Source organism: Nocardia canadensis (assembly GCF_032656385.1).
Taxonomy (GTDB): domain Bacteria; phylum Actinomycetota; class Actinomycetes; order Mycobacteriales; family Mycobacteriaceae; genus Nocardia; species Nocardia canadensis.
The window spans coordinates 377933-392515 of record NZ_JAVCWB010000004.1; the positions used below are offsets into that span (position 1 = coordinate 377933).

At 71.6% G+C, this 14583-nt stretch carries 17 protein-coding genes; 7 read left to right on the plus strand and 10 right to left on the minus strand.

Going from position 1 to position 14583, the window contains the following annotated elements:
* Positions 1 to 4: 4 nt before the first annotated feature.
* The 3 genes from Q7X29_RS10555 to Q7X29_RS10565 form a co-directional block, all read right to left on the minus strand.
* A complete protein-coding gene (locus tag Q7X29_RS10555; RefSeq protein ID WP_316573932.1) occupies positions 5 to 1033 on the minus strand; it encodes an alpha/beta fold hydrolase in 1029 nt (342 codons plus the stop codon).
* A gap of 76 nt (positions 1034 to 1109) precedes the next feature.
* Positions 1110 to 1691: an NADPH-dependent FMN reductase gene (locus tag Q7X29_RS10560; protein ID WP_218718959.1), complete on the minus strand. Its 582-nt coding sequence runs from the start codon at positions 1689 to 1691 to the stop codon at positions 1110 to 1112.
* Positions 1691 to 2587 carry an alpha/beta fold hydrolase gene (locus Q7X29_RS10565; RefSeq protein ID WP_316573933.1) on the minus strand — a complete coding sequence of 299 codons (897 nt, stop codon included), beginning with the start codon at positions 2585 to 2587 and terminating at the stop codon, positions 1691 to 1693. Before Q7X29_RS10565 ends, Q7X29_RS10560 begins: the two co-directional genes overlap by 1 nt.
* Positions 2588 to 2696: 109 nt before the next feature.
* Between Q7X29_RS10565 and Q7X29_RS10570 the strand changes: the two genes are divergently transcribed.
* Entirely contained in the window at positions 2697 to 5924 is a 3228-nt protein-coding gene (locus Q7X29_RS10570) for a BTAD domain-containing putative transcriptional regulator (protein ID WP_316573934.1), read from the plus strand.
* 10 nt (positions 5925 to 5934) lie between these two features.
* On the opposite strand, the gene Q7X29_RS10575 is transcribed toward Q7X29_RS10570, so the two are convergent.
* Positions 5935 to 6522, minus strand: coding sequence for a TetR/AcrR family transcriptional regulator (locus Q7X29_RS10575; protein WP_316573935.1), 588 nt, complete (start codon positions 6520 to 6522; stop codon positions 5935 to 5937).
* A 77-nt stretch (positions 6523 to 6599) separates the two neighbouring features.
* Here Q7X29_RS10575 and Q7X29_RS10580 point away from each other — a divergent pair, with 77 nt between their 5' ends.
* Genes Q7X29_RS10580 through Q7X29_RS10600 form a run of 5 tightly spaced genes read left to right on the plus strand, consistent with a single transcriptional unit; the run spans position 6600 to position 9136 of the window.
* The gene (locus Q7X29_RS10580; protein WP_218718955.1) at positions 6600 to 6992 is read left to right on the plus strand and encodes a nuclear transport factor 2 family protein; all 393 of its coding nucleotides are present in this window, start codon (positions 6600 to 6602) and stop codon (positions 6990 to 6992) included.
* Positions 6993 to 7009: 17 nt separating this feature from the next.
* Positions 7010 to 7489, plus strand: a complete 480-nt coding sequence (locus tag Q7X29_RS10585) for a DUF1772 domain-containing protein (RefSeq protein WP_218718954.1) — start codon at positions 7010 to 7012, stop codon at positions 7487 to 7489.
* Positions 7490 to 7544: 55 nt separating this feature from the next.
* A complete protein-coding gene (locus tag Q7X29_RS10590) occupies positions 7545 to 7862 on the plus strand; it encodes an ArsR/SmtB family transcription factor (protein WP_218718975.1) in 318 nt (105 codons plus the stop codon).
* On the plus strand, positions 7862 to 8524 hold the full coding sequence (locus Q7X29_RS10595; RefSeq protein ID WP_218718953.1) for a cation transporter: 663 nt from the start codon (positions 7862 to 7864) through the stop codon (positions 8522 to 8524). The genes Q7X29_RS10590 and Q7X29_RS10595 overlap by 1 nt, the downstream gene beginning before the upstream one ends.
* 12 nt (positions 8525 to 8536) lie before the next feature.
* On the plus strand, positions 8537 to 9136 hold the full coding sequence (locus tag Q7X29_RS10600; RefSeq protein WP_316573936.1) for a methyltransferase family protein: 600 nt from the start codon (positions 8537 to 8539) through the stop codon (positions 9134 to 9136).
* 16 nt (positions 9137 to 9152) lie between these two features.
* On the opposite strand, the gene Q7X29_RS10605 is transcribed toward Q7X29_RS10600, so the two are convergent.
* The gene (locus tag Q7X29_RS10605) at positions 9153 to 9824 is read right to left on the minus strand and encodes a response regulator transcription factor (RefSeq protein WP_316573937.1); all 672 of its coding nucleotides are present in this window, start codon (positions 9822 to 9824) and stop codon (positions 9153 to 9155) included.
* Positions 9821 to 10921 carry a sensor histidine kinase gene (locus Q7X29_RS10610; RefSeq protein ID WP_316573938.1) on the minus strand — a complete coding sequence of 367 codons (1101 nt, stop codon included), beginning with the start codon at positions 10919 to 10921 and terminating at the stop codon, positions 9821 to 9823. Before Q7X29_RS10610 ends, Q7X29_RS10605 begins: the two co-directional genes overlap by 4 nt.
* A gap of 212 nt (positions 10922 to 11133) precedes the next feature.
* On the opposite strand from Q7X29_RS10610, the gene Q7X29_RS10615 reads away from it, so the two are divergent.
* Positions 11134 to 11526 (plus strand): DUF6223 family protein, encoded by a 393-nt coding sequence (locus Q7X29_RS10615; RefSeq protein ID WP_218718949.1) that lies wholly within the window; start codon positions 11134 to 11136, stop codon positions 11524 to 11526.
* 75 nt (positions 11527 to 11601) lie between these two features.
* On the opposite strand, the gene Q7X29_RS10620 is transcribed toward Q7X29_RS10615, so the two are convergent.
* The 4 genes from Q7X29_RS10620 to Q7X29_RS10635 are packed head-to-tail and all read right to left on the minus strand — an operon-like array spanning position 11602 to position 14496.
* Positions 11602 to 12228: an MBL fold metallo-hydrolase gene (locus Q7X29_RS10620; protein WP_316573939.1), complete on the minus strand. Its 627-nt coding sequence runs from the start codon at positions 12226 to 12228 to the stop codon at positions 11602 to 11604.
* Positions 12225 to 13310 carry an S-(hydroxymethyl)mycothiol dehydrogenase gene (locus Q7X29_RS10625; protein ID WP_316573940.1) on the minus strand — a complete coding sequence of 362 codons (1086 nt, stop codon included), beginning with the start codon at positions 13308 to 13310 and terminating at the stop codon, positions 12225 to 12227. Before Q7X29_RS10625 ends, Q7X29_RS10620 begins: the two co-directional genes overlap by 4 nt.
* 53 nt (positions 13311 to 13363) lie before the next feature.
* Positions 13364 to 13582 (minus strand): three-helix bundle dimerization domain-containing protein, encoded by a 219-nt coding sequence (locus Q7X29_RS10630; RefSeq protein ID WP_218718946.1) that lies wholly within the window; start codon positions 13580 to 13582, stop codon positions 13364 to 13366.
* A 38-nt stretch (positions 13583 to 13620) separates the two neighbouring features.
* Entirely contained in the window at positions 13621 to 14496 is an 876-nt protein-coding gene (locus Q7X29_RS10635; RefSeq protein WP_218718945.1) for a hypothetical protein, read from the minus strand.
* Positions 14497 to 14583 lie beyond the last annotated feature (87 nt).

A 14583-nucleotide genomic window follows, 5' to 3' on the forward strand; every position in this document is an offset into this window, starting at 1 on the left:
TTCGCTACTTCGCGGTGCGCGAGTCGCCAGGTGGTCGATCGTGGTGCGCCGACGCCGGGGGCTCATCGCCGCGGCGCGATGTCGATCGCGGCAGGGGCTGTGTGTCACCCGATAGAGGGTCGATGGCGGTTCCCGTGCCCGCGACGATCGCGCGCGAGGCAGCGACGTCGCCGCTTCGGTCGGGATATTGCGAAACCAGGGCGGTGAGCACGCGATCCCAGGTGACGGCCGGGAGTTCGTGGCCGATGCCGTCCAGAGCGAGCAGTTCGGCGCCGGGGATCTCGTCGGCCAGGGCTCGACCGTTGCCGGAGGGGAAGAACGGGTCGTCGGTGCCGTGGACGACGAGGGTCGGCGCGGTGATGTCGCCCAGGCGCTCGCGCCAGCGCGGTCCCGAGTCGACATAGGCCAGGTTGAGCGCGCTCGCGGCCGCATCGGTGGTGCGGTCGACCATCGCGGTCGCCTGCTGTCGCGCCTGCTGTTCATCGAAGCCGTGGGCGCCCGCGAGTACCCGGGCCTGTTCGACGCGGTAGTCGATCACCGCCGCCCGGTCGGACCAGTCCGGGAGCGGGTTGCGGGTGAACGACGCCATGACCCGGTCCGCGTGTTCGGGCAGGTCCGGGTCGGCGGGGCCGGGCGCGGTCGGGCGGGTGTTGATCAGGGTCAGCGCCGAGACCCGGTCGGGGTGGTCGAGTGCGGCGAGCTGGCAGATCCACCCGGCCACGGAGAAGCCGACCAGCTGGGCCCGCGCGAGCTCGAAGACATCCAGGAGGCCGAGGAGGTCGGCGACCAGGTCACGGAGGGTGTAGCCGGGGGAGCCGCACGCATAGGCGGTCGAGCGGCCGGTGTCGCGGATGTCGTAGCGCAGGACGAACCGATCCGCGTCGGCCAGCTTGCGGCAGAACTCGTCTTCCCAGAACAGCACCGAGGTGCACGGCAGCAGCACCGGGGGCTGTCGCCGATCGCCGAAGGTGGTCGCGCACAGGTCGACATCGCCGACGGCGACCAGCTGCTCGGGTGATTGTCGAACGGGCACGGCGACTCCTCCGCTGGGTGCGTCTTGTCAGAAGAGACGACGGCCCGGCCCGGAACTCATCGGTCCGCGCAGGCCGTCACGGCACGAAGGGGGTGGTGGTGCGGGCGGTGTGCAGGGCCGTGGCCCACCAGGTGAGCTGGTCGAGGGTGGTTTCGACGGTGTCGTCGAGCTCGGGGTCGCGGCGGGGCCAGGAGCCGTCGACGGCGAAGCGTTGCCAGGCCTTGGTGATGGTGACGGTGCGGCGGATCGGGACGGCGTTGAGTTCGCCGAAGACCTGACGCAGCTGGGCGGCGCCGTGGCCGCCTTCGGCATCGCGGCAGTAGGTGACCACGCAGACCGGCTTGGCGGCCCATTCGATGTCGAACCAGTCGATCGCGTTCTTCACCGGCGCCGGGAAACTCCGGTTGTACTCGGGGGTGACGAGGACGAAGGCGTCGGCGGTCGCGAGCCGGGAACCCAACGCGCGCACCGGGTCCGGGCGGTCGTCGTCGAGGTCGGGGAGCTGGTGGGGCAGCTCGGCGGTGGCCAGGTCGATCCGGTCCAGGCTCAGTTCGGGGCGGCGGGCGAGGCGACCGGCGAACCAGTCGGCCACCAGCGGGCCGAAACGGCCTGTGCGGGTGGACCCGACGATCAGGGCCACCCGCATCGGCTCGCGCATCAGGCGTCCTTGGTGGGGGCGTCGAGGAAGGCGGGGATCATCGGCAGCAGCAGCTCCGGGCGATGGGGCGCGGTGATGTGGGAGGTGCCGGGCAGGATCGCCAGCTGGGCATTCGGCAGGCCCGCGGGGGTGTCACCCATGATGCCGCCGCCGAAGAGCCGGAACATCTCGACGGCGTGCTCGGGCCGGACGATGTCGGAGTCGCCGATCACGGTCAGCGTCGGGGCCTTGATGGTGCGGGCGGCCTCCGGGGACACCGACGGCATGCCGTGCACGTCGTGGTCGACGACCCGGGCCACCAGCTGGGGGAAGTCCTCCGGTCGCGGAGCATTGGCCAGGTAGTCGGTGTGGAACGTCGAGCCGTGCAGGTGCTCGGGCTTCAGCTCGTCCATCCCGTCCATCAGCCCGGGGTGCATGGCCTCGACGCCGAGTCCGCCCGAGAGCAGGACCTGCTTGCGCACCAGTTCCGGGTGGCGCAGCGTGATGTCGAGCGCGACGCCGGCGCCCATGCTGTAGCCGAGCAGGTCGATCCGCCGGATGCCGAGCTGACCGAGCAGCGCGACGGTGTCCTCGGCCATCTGTGGCGTGCGCAGCGGGCGGTCGATATCGGCGGTGCGGCCGTGTGCCTGCTGCTCGATCGCGATCACCTCACGGGTCTTGGACAACTCGGGGATCAGCTCGGCGAAGTCGGTGCCGATGCCAGACAGCGCGCCGTGCAGCAGCACCAGTGGCGGCTGGTCGGTCGCCACGCCATGGCGCTCGTAGTACATGTGCAGGCCGTTGACCTCGGCGTAAGCGCCGGGCGAGCTGGGCGCGGCGGTCTTGTCGGTGCCGCAGGCGGACAGCAGCGCGGTGGCGGCGATGCCGGCGATCAGGGCGAGGGCGGTGAGTTTCATGTCGTGCTCCTGTGGTGTGTCGATCTCGTTGGGACCACAGTGCGCCCGGGGGCTTCCGGTTTGTTTACGGTCGGATTCCGGTGCGCGCGGAACCCGCTAGGGTGCGGTTATGCGTTTCGGTGTGCTCGGTCCGCTGACGGTGTGGACCGACGGTGGTGACGTCGTGCCGGTCCCCGGGACCAAGGTTCGCGCCCTGCTGGCCGACCTGCTGCTCGCCGCCGGTCAGCCGGTGTCGGCCGACCGGTTGATCGATGACATCTGGGGCGAGGACCCGCCCGGCAATCCCGCGGGCACCCTCGCCGCCAAGGCCTCGCAGCTGCGCCGCGCGCTCGAGGACGCCGAACCCGGCGGTCGCGATCTGGTCGTGTCGCCGCCGCCCGGATACCGCCTGGCCACCACCGCGGTCGACGCTTTGCGGTTCCGCGCTCTCCTGGCCCAGGCCCGCGCCCACACCGACACCGGACAGCGGATCGCGACATTGACCGAGGCGCTGGCACTGTGGCGCGGACCGGCCTTCGCCGACTTCCGCGACGCGGAATTCCCCCGCTCGGCCATCGCCCAGCTGGAAGAGCTGCGCCTGGTCGCGGTCGAGGAACTGGCCGAGGCCCGGCTCGCCGAGGGCGAATACGGCGCGGTCGTCGGTGAGCTCACTCGTTTCGTCGCGGAACATCCCCTGCGGGAACGGCTGCGCGCGGCCCAGCTGCGGGCCCTCTACGGCGCGGGCAGGCAGGCCGACGCGCTCGACGGCTACGAGGACCTGCGCAGGCAACTGGCCGACGAACTGGGGCTGGACCCGAGCCCGGAACTGGTCGACCTGCACCGGTCGATCCTCGGCCACGACCCCGACCTGGTGGTCGCTCGTCCGCGCGCCGTCGTCCGCAGGCGCATGACGAACATCCCAGCGCCGCGCACCGCATTGATCGGCCGCACAGCCGATCTCGACGCGTTGAGCCGCGCTCTGGACGACTCGCGCCTGGTGACGTTGATCGGCCCGGGCGGCGTCGGCAAGACCCGCCTCGCCACGGCGACCGCGGCGGCCCGCGGCGATCGCGCCGCGCACGGCACCTGGCTCGTCGAGCTCGCGCCGCTGGCCTCGGCCACCACCGATGCCGACCGCATCGCCGACACGGTGGCACAGGCCGTGGGCGTCCGGCTCGCGGACGGCGCGGGTTCGGCGGCGGCGCTGGGGGAGGCGCTGGCCGAGCAGGATCTGCTGCTGGTGCTGGACAACTGCGAACACATCGTCGAACACGTGGCCGACCTCACCGAGGCCCTGCTCGGCGCGGCTCCGCGGCTGCGCATCCTCGCGACCAGCCGCGAACAGCTGCGTCTGGCCGGTGAAGACGTCGTCACGGTCGAACCGCTCACCGTGCCGCCCGCCGGCAGTGACGTGTCCACGATCGCCGAGTCGAACGCGGTGCGGCTCTTCGTGACTCGCGCGCAGGCGGGCGCGCGGGAGTTCGCGCTCGACGCGGACAACGCCGACGCGGTCGCCACGCTGTGCCGCAGGCTCGACGGCATCCCGCTGGCGCTGGAGCTGGCCGCGACCAGGGTCCGCGCGCTCGGTGTGCACGAGATGGTGGCCCGGCTCGACGACCGGTTCCGGCTGCTGGCGACCGGGCATCGTGGTGCCCCGCCGCGCCAGCAGACCCTCGCGGCCATGATCGATTGGAGCTGGGGGCTGCTCGACGAGGACGAGCGAGTCGTGCTGCGCCGCTTGGCCGTCCACGCCGGCGGCTGCACCTTGGCGGCGGCCGAATCGGTGTGCGCCGCCGAGATCGACGGCGCGGCGGCGCCGGTCGCGCCCGCCGTGGTCGCCGATGTGATCGCCCGGCTGGTCGACCGATCGCTGGTCCAGCAGAGCGGGCGCCGGTATCGGCTGCTCGAATCGGTGGCGGCGTTCAGTCTGGACCGGCTGGCCGAGGCGGGGGAAGACGTCGCGGTGCGGCGGGCGCATCACCGGTACTACCGTGCGCTGGCCGAGCGCGCCGCGCCCGAACTCCACGGCGCCGACCAGCAACGATGGCTGTGTCAGCTCGACAGCGAGGACGCGAATCTGCGCCTGGCGCTCGATGATTCGCTGCGGGAGGGCGACGCCGACGCGGCGCTCGGACTCACCGACGCCCTGTCGTGGTACTGGCTGTTGCGTGGCCGCCTCGGCCTGGCCCGACGCTGGTTCGACGCGGCCCTCGCGCTGGGTGGCAGCGCGCACCGACGGGCGCCGGTGGCGGCCTGGCAGCTCACCGCGGCCTTCCAGCAGGGCGACTTCACCGAGGCGAGCACGCGCCGCGCGCAGGTGTCGGCGGGGCTCGCCGCCCTCGACGACCCCGCCGTGCGGGTGCGCGCCGAAGTCGTCCTGCTGACCGCGGCGCTGGACGCCGGCGCCAACCAGGACCTGGAAACCTCGGTGCGAGAGTTGCTTTCGGAGTGCCGGGACCTCGGCGACCGCTGGAGCGTGGCGACCATCCAGGTGGCGCTGGCGAAGTCCGCGCACAGCCGAGCCGATGTGGCGGCGCTGACTCGCTACGCGAACGAAGCGGCGCGGTTGTTCGCCGAGCTCGGCGATCGGTGGGGCAGGCTGCAAGCCGCCGAATGGCTCGGTGGTCTGGCCGAGCTGACCGGCGATCTGGCCGGTGCCGCCGAGATCCATCGCGAAGCCCTGGTGCTGGCCAGAGAGCTGGAGTTGTGGGGGCAGGCCGCGTCGCACCTGTGCTGGCTCGGTTGGATCGCCATGCAGCACACCGAGTTCGACGCAGCGCGTGATTTCGCCGAGCAGGCGATGGTGCTCGCGGCCGAACAGGGCGACGGCGCGGGCCGGTTGTTCGCCTCGATCGTGCTCGCTTTCACCGCGCGCCGGGACGGCCGTCCCGAGGAAGCGGAGCGACTGCTGCGCGCCCTGCTCGCCGATGCCCCCACCGACCCCGCCGGCGACGACGAGATCCCGCTGTTCGTCCCGATGCTCCAGGTCGAACTGGGCTATCTGCTGGAACTGGGCGGCGAACCCGCCGCGGGTCTGGCCCAACATCTGCGCGCTTTCGACGGTTCCCAGCGGATGGACGCGCCCCGCGACGCCGCGTTCGCCCTCGGTGGCGCGGCCGCCGCCACCGCTGCGCTCGGCGAATTCGCTACCGCCGCACGCCTGCTCGGCGCTGCCGAGGCGCTGCGAGCCGGCACCGGCATGCCGCTGCTGCCTGCCGAAGAACCCGATATCGACCGCGCCACCGCCATGGTCCGCACCGGCTTGGGCGCGGACGCCTTCACCGAAGCCCACACCGCCGGACTCGCCTTGACACCGGGCGCGGCGCGCGCACTCCTCGACACGGTCGCCGTGGTCTGATCCCGCAGGCTCAGGGGTGGTCGAGGCGGCCGCCGACGAGCCGGAGAACGCTGTCGCGCAATACGATCTGAGCCTCCGGCTGGGTCATCCGCCCGGCTCTGACCTCGTCGCCCGCCGCATGGCTGACCGCCACGATCGCCGTGACGAGCCACTGCGGTGTGACCGTGTCGGTGAATTCGCCCGCCTGCTGCCCACGGGTGACGAGGCGGAGCAGGCGGTGGTTGACCGGCAGCTGGCGGTCCTCGTCGCGCTGCCGGGCGAACGCGCCGACGTGGTGAGCCAGGGGCGAGACGCGGAAGAACTGCCAGCCCACGTCGAGCATGCGCAGCAGCGCCGCGGTAGCCGGCCCGCTGTCGAGGTCGGCGGCCTGCATGGCTTCGGCGGCGCGGCCGGTCGTGCGGTCGACGACCGCGTTGATCAGGTCCTCGCGCGAAGCGAAGTGCGCGTAGACGGTCTGCCGGGTCACCCCCGCCTCGGCGGCGATGGCGGCCATGCCCGCGTCCGGTCGGGTGGCGAGCAGGCGGGTGGCGGCGTCGAGGACGGCCGCCCGGCTGCGGGTGGCGTCGGCCCGTCGCTTCGGTGCCCGTGATGCGGTCAAAGTCTTACACCCTTGTCAAAGTTACCTGGTCGAGTCTAATCTTTACAGCACTGTAAGAATTCTACGGCTGGAGTGTCATGGACCCCGCATCACCCCGCTCGCCCGAGCGGTTCATCGCCGATTTCTTCACCGATTTCACCGCCGCGGCCCTCGACAGCGACGCCGATCCGGCCGAGGTGGTCGACCGGTTCCACGCGCCCGAGGTGATCCAGGTCGCCGACGGGATCCGGCTCGACCGTGACCGGCTGATCGCGCACCTGCGGCCGGTGCGCAAGAACCTGCGCGACTACCGATTCGAGGTGCACGAGGTGATCGCGGACGGTACCCGGATGGCCGCCCGGCTGACTGTGCACGCCACGCTGCGCACCACCGGGTCCGTGGCCACGGAGGTCTTCCTGTTCGGTGAGTTCACGCCCGACGGCAAGCTCCGTCGCGCCGACCAGCTCACCCGCCGCGTCGCCGCCGCGTGACCGGCCGAGGAGAACCCGTGCTCGTCCGCTCGCTCGCCCTGGCCACCACCGGCCTGCTCGCCGGTGCCTTCGGCTACGGCGCCGCCAATCTGGTGCCGACGTTCCATCGTGTGCCGTTGCGGATGCGCCTGGAATTCCATACCGAACTCATGCGCAACAACAGCATCAGCATGCAGGCCACGATGGCCGCGGCGGCGCTGAGCTGCCTGGCCTTCGCGGTGCTGACGTCCGGCCGGCGCCGGGTCGCCGCCGCGGCCGCCACGGCGTTGGTGGTCGCCTCGTTCCTGATCACCCGCTGGGGCAATGTGCCGATCAATCACCGGATCAACCGGTGGGTGACCGACGGTGCGCCGACCGACTATGCCGCGATCCTGGCCCGTTGGGATCTGTTCCACTTCCTGCGCACCGGCACGTCGTTCGTGGCATTCGCCCTGGTCATCGCCCTCGTCGTGGGGATGCGGCGGGTGGGGGAACGTGACATCGAGCGGCCGAGTTGATTCACTGTTTTCTGAATACAGAATCAGCTGTACTATCGGAGATGTGAGCACCACGATGCACGGCGACGCGCTGTCCCGATTCGGCTACGCGCTCTCGGACCCGACCCGGACGCGGATTCTGCTGAGCCTGCGCGCCGGGCCGGGCTATCCGTCGGAGCTGGCGGACCAGATCGGGGTATCGCGGCAGATCCTGTCGAATCACCTGGCCTGCCTGCGCGGTTGTGGACTGGTCGTCGCCGTGCCCGAGGGCAGGCGCAGCCGATACGAACTGGCCGATCCCCGGATCGGGCGCGCGCTCGACGACCTGGTCGGGCTGGTGCTCGCGGTCGATCCGGCCTGCTGCCCGGCCGCCGCGACCCAGGACTGCTGCTGATGGCGGAACTCGGGGTACCGCTGCTGGTTTCGGATCGACAACGGGTGCTGGCGACCAGGATCCGGTGGCTCGTGGCGGCGACGATCACCTACAACGTGGTCGAGGCGGGCATCGCGCTGACCGAAGGCGCGCGGGTGTCCTCGACGGCGCTGATCGGGTTCGGGCTCGATTCGGTGATCGAGGTGTCGTCCGCGGCGGCGGTGGCCTGGCAGTTCGCCGGCCGGGACCCACACGCGCGGGAGAAGGTCGCGCTGCGGATCATCGCGGTGTCGTTCTTCGCGCTGGCCGCCTACGTCACCGTCGACGCGATCCGGGCGCTGACCGGCGCGGACGACGCGCGACACTCGCCGATCGGCATCGCCTTGGCCGCCCTGAGTCTGGTGATCATGCCGGTGCTGTCGACCGCGCAGCGCCGGGCGGGCCGTGAACTCGGATCCGCGTCGGCGGTGGCCGATTCCCAGCAGACCATGCTGTGCACCTATCTGTCCGCGGTGCTGCTGGTCGGGCTCGTGCTCAACGCCTCGCTGGGCTGGTCGTGGGCCGACCCGATCGCCGCGCTGGTGATCGCGGTCATCGCCGTCAAGGAAGGGCGCGACGCCTGGCGCGGCGACACCTGCTGTGCGACACCGCCGATCGGCGCTCGCGACTGCTGTGCTGGATGAGAGGAATCGGCCATGGCGGTGACGGCACTGGTCCTGTATGTGATCTTCGGTGCGCTCGGATTCGGGTGGCGCAGCCTGCGGCAGTATCGAACGACCGGCTCCACCGGATTCCGTGGCGTCAGCGGCCGTCCCGGCTCGCTCGAATGGCTGGCCGGGGTGGGCTTCGTCGCGGCGATCCTCGTCGGCCTCGCCGGGGTGGCGCTCCAGCTGACCGGCATCGTGGCTCCGCTCGAGTTCCTCACCGCCACGATGATTCAGCTGATCGGCGTCGTGCTGGCGGTGGCCGGTATCGGCGCGACCCTGGTCGCTCAGAACCAGATGGGCGCCTCGTGGCGCATCGGCGTCGACGCCAGTGAGACAACGGCGCTGGTGCACACCGGCGTGTTCGCCCTCGTGCGCAACCCGATCTTCACCGCCATGCTCGTCTTCGCGGCGGGGATCGCGCTGATCGTCCCGAACATCGTGGCCCTGGCGGCGTTCGCGCTGCTGTTCGGGACGATCGAGGGACAGGTTCGGGTGGTGGAGGAGCCGTATCTGGCGCGCGTCCACGGCGTCGGCTATCGCGAATATTGCGCCAGGACACCACGATTCGTGCCCGGAATCGGGCGGTAGCGGCAGCTTGGCCCGATCAGGACGGCCGCGTGCGCGGCGTGACCAACCCGGATTCGTAAGCGATGACGACGAGCTGGGCGCGGTCGCGGACGTGGAGCTTGGTCATCGCGCGGTTGAGGTGGGTCTTGGCGGTGTGCGGGCTGATCACCATGTGGGCGGCGATCTCGTCGTTGGACAGGCCGTGAGCGGCCAGGGCGACGGCTTCGCGTTCGCGGGCGGTGAGTTCGCGCAGTGCCGAATCCGTGGTGGGGGTGTGCGGGGGCTGGGTGACGTAGCGGGCGATGAGGCGGCGCGTGATCGAGGGGGCGAGCAGGGCGTCGCCGCGGGCGGCCACCCGGATGGCGTGCAGGAAGTCCTCGGGTTCGATGTCCTTGACGAGGAACCCCGCCGCGCCCGCGCGCAGCGCGTCGAAGACGTATTCGTCGAGGCCGTAGTTGGTCAGGATGACGACGTGCACCGCGGCCAGAGCCGGGTCGGCCGCGATGCGGCGGGTCGCTTCGATGCCGTCGACGCTCGGCATCTGGATATCGATGAGGGCGATGTCGGGCAGGTGCCGCCGGGCCAGGTCGACGCCTTCGCGTCCGTCGGCCGCCTCGGCCACGACCTCGATATCGTCCTCGATGTCGAGCAGCGCCCGGAAGCCGCTGCGGATGAGCGGCTGGTCGTCGACCAGCAGCACCCGGATCATGCTCGCACCACCGGTAATTCGGCGTGCACGGCGAATCCGCCGCCGACGCGCGGCGCGGCATGCAGGTGCCCACCGAGCGCGGTCACCCGCTCGCGCATCCCGAGCAGGCCGACACCGGGCAGCGGCGCGGTGGCGGGGGTGGCCCGGCCGTCGTCGGCGACGTCGACCACGAGAGTGTCCGCGCCGTAATCGATGCGCACCGAAGCCGTGTCCGCGTGCGCGTGGCGGGTGACATTGGTGAGCGATTCCTGCACGATCCGGTAGGCGGTCCGGTCGACGGCGGCGGGGACATCGGTGCGGGTGCCCGCGATGGTCAGCGTCGCGTCGACGCCCGACAGGCGCACGCGCTCGACCAGTTCGCCGACGTGGGCGAGCCCCGGCCGCGGTGCGCCGTCGTCGCGCAGCGCTTCCAGCGTCGCCCGTAGCTCGCGGGCCGCCTCGCGCCCGGCCTCCCGGATGGCCAGCAGCGCCTCGGGCACCTCCTCGCCGCGTTTGCGCGCGACGTGGACGGCCGCCTCGGACTGCACCTTGATCACCGAGATCTGATGGGTGAGCGAATCGTGCAGTTCCCTGGCGATGTGCAGGCGTTCCTCGTCGGCGCGGCGGCGCGCGGTCTCCTCCCGGGTGCGTTCGGCCTCGTCGGCGCGGCGCTCGGCCTGCCGCAGCGCCTCACCGGCGGCGGCCGCCGCGATCAGCCAGGCGATCTCGAGCGCGTCGCGGGACCGGGCGAGCGCGGCGGCGGTGTCGTGCAGGGAGAGCATGGCGGCGAGCGGAAGGGTCGCCAGGAGCAGGATCGAGGCGGCGAGCGTCACCCAGCGGTGGCCCGCGCGCATGGCGAAGTACACCGCGAACAGGAACGCGACGGCGGGCACGTCGAATCCGAGTGCCTGGGACCCCAGCGCGCAGGCTCCGGTCGCCACCAGCACCGCCACCGGCGCCCGGCGCCGGGCCGCCAGCGCCAGTCCACCGGCGACCAGCAACGCGTATCCGAGGGGCCGCGTCTCGGTCGGGGACGGTTGCCGGGTCAGCGCGGTGATCAGCAGGACGGCAGCCACGCCGACCGCGATCGCCCAGTCGCCGATCCATGCCCTGCTCATGCCAGCACCCTAGTCCGATCGGCGGCGCGGCGAGTCCGCCGGCGGGATGATCCCGCGACTACCGCGCTCGCGGTATCCGAGCCGGTGCTACCGCCTCGGTGGTAGCCGGTACCGCGGGCGTGGCAGCGTGGATTGTCCACGGTCGCACGACGACCGGACCCGGGGCGCGGGGCGACGATCGAGCGGTACGCAGCAGATCGAAGGAGCACCCCATGTCGTCTTTCCGTCACCTCCCCGGCACCGTCGCCGCCGTTCTGGGCGCCGGGCTCGTCTCGGCCGCGCCGGCGTCCGCGTCGACCGTTCTCGTCGCGGACGCCTACGGCCTGACCGCCGACCGCGCGATCGCGACCTCGGCCGCGTTTCTCGCCCTGTTCGGGGCCGTCCTCGGCGGGATCGCGCTGGCGCGGCCGTCGAGTGTCCGGGCCGCGTTCGCGGTGGGCGCGGCGGTGATCGCCGCCGTTGTCGGAGTGTTCGTCGTGGTCACCGCCGACGGTGGTCTCGGCACCGGCAACGGGATCGCGGGCGGGTACATCGCCGGCGTGGTCGGGGTGCTGGGCGCGGCGCTCGGCGGGCTGGCGTTGGTTCGCGCCCGACGGATCGGCTGACCGGCTCCTGGGGCGCGATGGATTCGAGCGTCCGGGAGTGCCCGCCGACGGATGCGGCGGACACTTCCGGCGGGCTCAGTGACCGCGGGCGATCCAGTCCGCGAGCGCGGGACGTTCGTCGCCGATCGCGGTGTCGGGGCCGTGGCCGGTGTGCACCGTCGTATCGTCCGGGAGGGCGAACAGCCGGTCGCGGATGGAATCGATGATGGTGCCGAAATCGGAGAAGGAACGGCCGGTGGCGCCGGGTCCGCCCGCGAACAGGGTGTCGCCGGTGAACAGGGCCGACAACTCCGGCAGGTGCAGCGAGACCGAGCCGGGGGAGTGGCCCGGAGTGTGCAGCAGGTCGATAGCGGTGCCCGCCACCGTGATCCGGTCGATGTCGGCCAGCGAGCGGTAGGCGGCGTCGGGGTGGGTCATCCGCCACAGCGGCTCGTCGCCCGGATGCAGCAGGACCGGCGCGTCGAGTCGCTGGGACAGCTCCGGCGCGACGGTCACGTGGTCGTTGTGGCCGTGCGTGCACAGGATCGCGGTGACGTGCCGGGCACCGACCGCGGCGGCGATGGCGTCGGCATCGTGAGCGGCGTCGACCACCAGCACCTCGGTGTCGTCACCGATCAGCCACACATTGTTGTCGACGTCCCAGGTGCCGCCGTCGAGCGCGAAAGTGCCCGAGGTGACGACCTTCTCGATGCGGGCACTCACCAGACCACCACCGAGCGCAGCACCTTGCCCTCGCCCATGGCGGCGAACGACTGCTCGACCTCGTCGACGCCGATGCGCTCGGTGACGAAGCGATCCAGCGGCAGCCTGCCCTGGCGGTGCAGGTCGATGAGCATCGGGAAGTCGCGTTCGGGCAGGCAATCGCCGTACCAGGACGACTTCAGCGCGCCGCCGTGCGAGAACAGATCGATCAGCGGCATGTCCAGGGTCATGTCCGGGGTCGGGACGCCGACGAGCACCACGGTGCCTGCCAGGTCGCGGCCGTAGAACGCCTGCTTCCAGGTCTCCGGGCGCCCGACCGCGTCGATCACCACGTCGGCACCGAATCCGTCGGTGAGTTCCTTGATCTGCTCGACCACATCGGCGGTGCTCGCGTCGATGGTGTGGGTGGCACCGAAGTCCCTGGCCCACTCCAGCTTTCGCGGGTCGCGATCGATCGCGATGATGGTGCCCGCGCCGGCGAGGAAGGCGCCGGCGATGGCCGCGTCACCGACGCCGCCGCAGCCGATCACCGCGACACTGTCGCCGCGCGAGACCGCGCCGGTGTTCACCGCCGCGCCGATGCCGGCCATCACACCGCAGCCGAGCAGTCCGGCCACGGCCGGATCGGTCTCGGGATCGACCTTGGTGCACTGCTTTTCGTGCACCAGGGTCTTGTCGGCGAACGCGCCGACGCCGAGCGCCGGAGTGAGCGGGGTGCCGTCGGTGAGCGTCATCGGCACGCTGGCGTTGTGGGTGTCGAAGCAGTACCAGGGGCGACCGCGCCGACAGGCCCGGCACTCGCCGCAGACCGCGCGCCAGTTCAGCACGACGAAATCGCCCTCGGCGACATGGGTGACCGCCGCGCCGACCGACTCGACGACACCCGCCGCCTCGTGGCCGAGCAGGAACGGGAACTCGTCGTTGATCCCGCCCTCGCGGTAGTGCAGATCGGTGTGGCAGACCCCGCACGCCTGGACGCGGACGACCACATCGTGCGGCCCGGGATCGGGAATCACGATATCGACGGTTTCGACCGGCGCGTTCTTCGCGCGGGCGATGACTCCGCGAACGGTGTCGGGCATGCGGACCTCCTAGGTTGACGTCGTCGTCAACGCTAGCGGGGTCCAGCGCCGGATCACATCGGGATGGGTGGGATCCGGCCGGTCCGGGTGCCGAGCGCGTCCTGCACGTGATGCTCGACGAGCAGCGGGACGAAGTCGCGGACGTGGGCCCGGGCGAACTGGTCGTGGGTCCGGCGGACGATGTCGGCGATCTCGGCGGGGGCGACGGTCGGATACCGGATGGTCAACCGTTCGATGACCTCGTCGAGTTGTTGGTCCTCGTGAGTAGTCATGTCCCAGGGGTACCCCGGGAACGAGGTATCTCACCCGGCTACTTCTCGTCGAAGACCAGATCCGTCGGCGGGTGGGTCAGGCGCACGGTCGGGCCGTCGACCACGGTGATCGCGTCGAGACCGGTGGTGGAGTGGCCGGTGGAGAGGATGAAGAAGCGGTCGGCCGCCTGGGCGAGGAAGGCGGGGAAGCCGTCGAGCGAGAGATCGCCGTCGCCGAGCGCGAGGTAGTCGGCCAGGCGGCGGAACAGCTTCGGTAGCAGCACCACCTCGTCGGACAGGGCGGTCGGCGAGGTGATCGCGGCGCCGGTGGTCGTCGCGTCGGCCGCCCAGACACCGAGCGGGGTCGCCGCGGTCGCGGCGGCCGTGGCGACCGCGGCGAACTCGGTCCGCAGGGCGGGGAACAGGCTGCGATAGAACGTCGGGTAGGCCAGGCCGGTGGCCAGCTGGTGGTGATTGAGGGTGAGTCGCAGCAGGGCCACGTCGACGAACATCTCGGCGCCCGCACTGTCGGGCGAGGCGCCGCGCCCGGCGAAGGCGACACACCGGCCGTGCAGATCGGCGCCCCGGGTCAGGATGAAACCGGGCACCTCGGCCTGATCCGCGGCGGTGACGGTCTCGTTCGCATCGCGCACCACGCCGGTGAAGCCCAGCCAGGCGAGCAGCTCCTCGGCGGCGGCGTGGGCGAGCGGCAACGGTTGGTGGGTGCGGGTGCCGTGGCGGGGCGTGTAGTGCGTCTCCAGCGAATCGATGCCGTCCAGCCGCAACTGCGCGGCGCCGGAGGCGTTGCGTTTCACCCGATGTGGGCCGCCCACCCGGTCCCACAGGGTGGGGTCGTCGGGACGGAAGCGCACCGAGTCGCCGTCGGGCTGGGCGCCCTTGGCGACGAAGACTCCGGAGATCAGCAGAAACGGCATCGCGCGTCCTTCGGCTCGTGGTGATCGCCGCCCGTCGTGATGCGCGGGGCAGGGAGACCGTGCGGGCCGCGGAGGTGTCGACCGCGC

What these genes read in the sequence shown, in the direction of transcription:
- Q7X29_RS10625 (WP_316573940.1), bottom strand. Translation starts at nt 13,310, where the DNA reads ATGCCCGACACCGTTCGCGGAGTCATCGCCCGCGCGAAGAACGCGCCG.
- Q7X29_RS10610 (WP_316573938.1), bottom strand. Translation starts at nt 10,921, where the DNA reads ATGAGCAGGGCATGGATCGGCGACTGGGCGATCGCGGTCGGCGTGGCT.
- Q7X29_RS10570 (WP_316573934.1), top strand. Translation starts at nt 2,697, where the DNA reads ATGCGTTTCGGTGTGCTCGGTCCGCTGACGGTGTGGACCGACGGTGGT.
- Q7X29_RS10580 (WP_218718955.1), top strand. Translation starts at nt 6,600, where the DNA reads ATGGACCCCGCATCACCCCGCTCGCCCGAGCGGTTCATCGCCGATTTC.
- Q7X29_RS10565 (WP_316573933.1), bottom strand. Translation starts at nt 2,587, where the DNA reads ATGAAACTCACCGCCCTCGCCCTGATCGCCGGCATCGCCGCCACCGCG.
- Q7X29_RS10590 (WP_218718975.1), top strand. Translation starts at nt 7,545, where the DNA reads ATGCACGGCGACGCGCTGTCCCGATTCGGCTACGCGCTCTCGGACCCG.
- Q7X29_RS10600 (WP_316573936.1), top strand. Translation starts at nt 8,537, where the DNA reads ATGGCGGTGACGGCACTGGTCCTGTATGTGATCTTCGGTGCGCTCGGA.
- Q7X29_RS10595 (WP_218718953.1), top strand. Translation starts at nt 7,862, where the DNA reads ATGGCGGAACTCGGGGTACCGCTGCTGGTTTCGGATCGACAACGGGTG.
- Q7X29_RS10635 (WP_218718945.1), bottom strand. Translation starts at nt 14,496, where the DNA reads ATGCCGTTTCTGCTGATCTCCGGAGTCTTCGTCGCCAAGGGCGCCCAG.
- Q7X29_RS10630 (WP_218718946.1), bottom strand. Translation starts at nt 13,582, where the DNA reads ATGACTACTCACGAGGACCAACAACTCGACGAGGTCATCGAACGGTTG.
- Q7X29_RS10560 (WP_218718959.1), bottom strand. Translation starts at nt 1,691, where the DNA reads ATGCGCGAGCCGATGCGGGTGGCCCTGATCGTCGGGTCCACCCGCACA.
- Q7X29_RS10605 (WP_316573937.1), bottom strand. Translation starts at nt 9,824, where the DNA reads ATGATCCGGGTGCTGCTGGTCGACGACCAGCCGCTCATCCGCAGCGGC.
- Q7X29_RS10615 (WP_218718949.1), top strand. Translation starts at nt 11,134, where the DNA reads ATGTCGTCTTTCCGTCACCTCCCCGGCACCGTCGCCGCCGTTCTGGGC.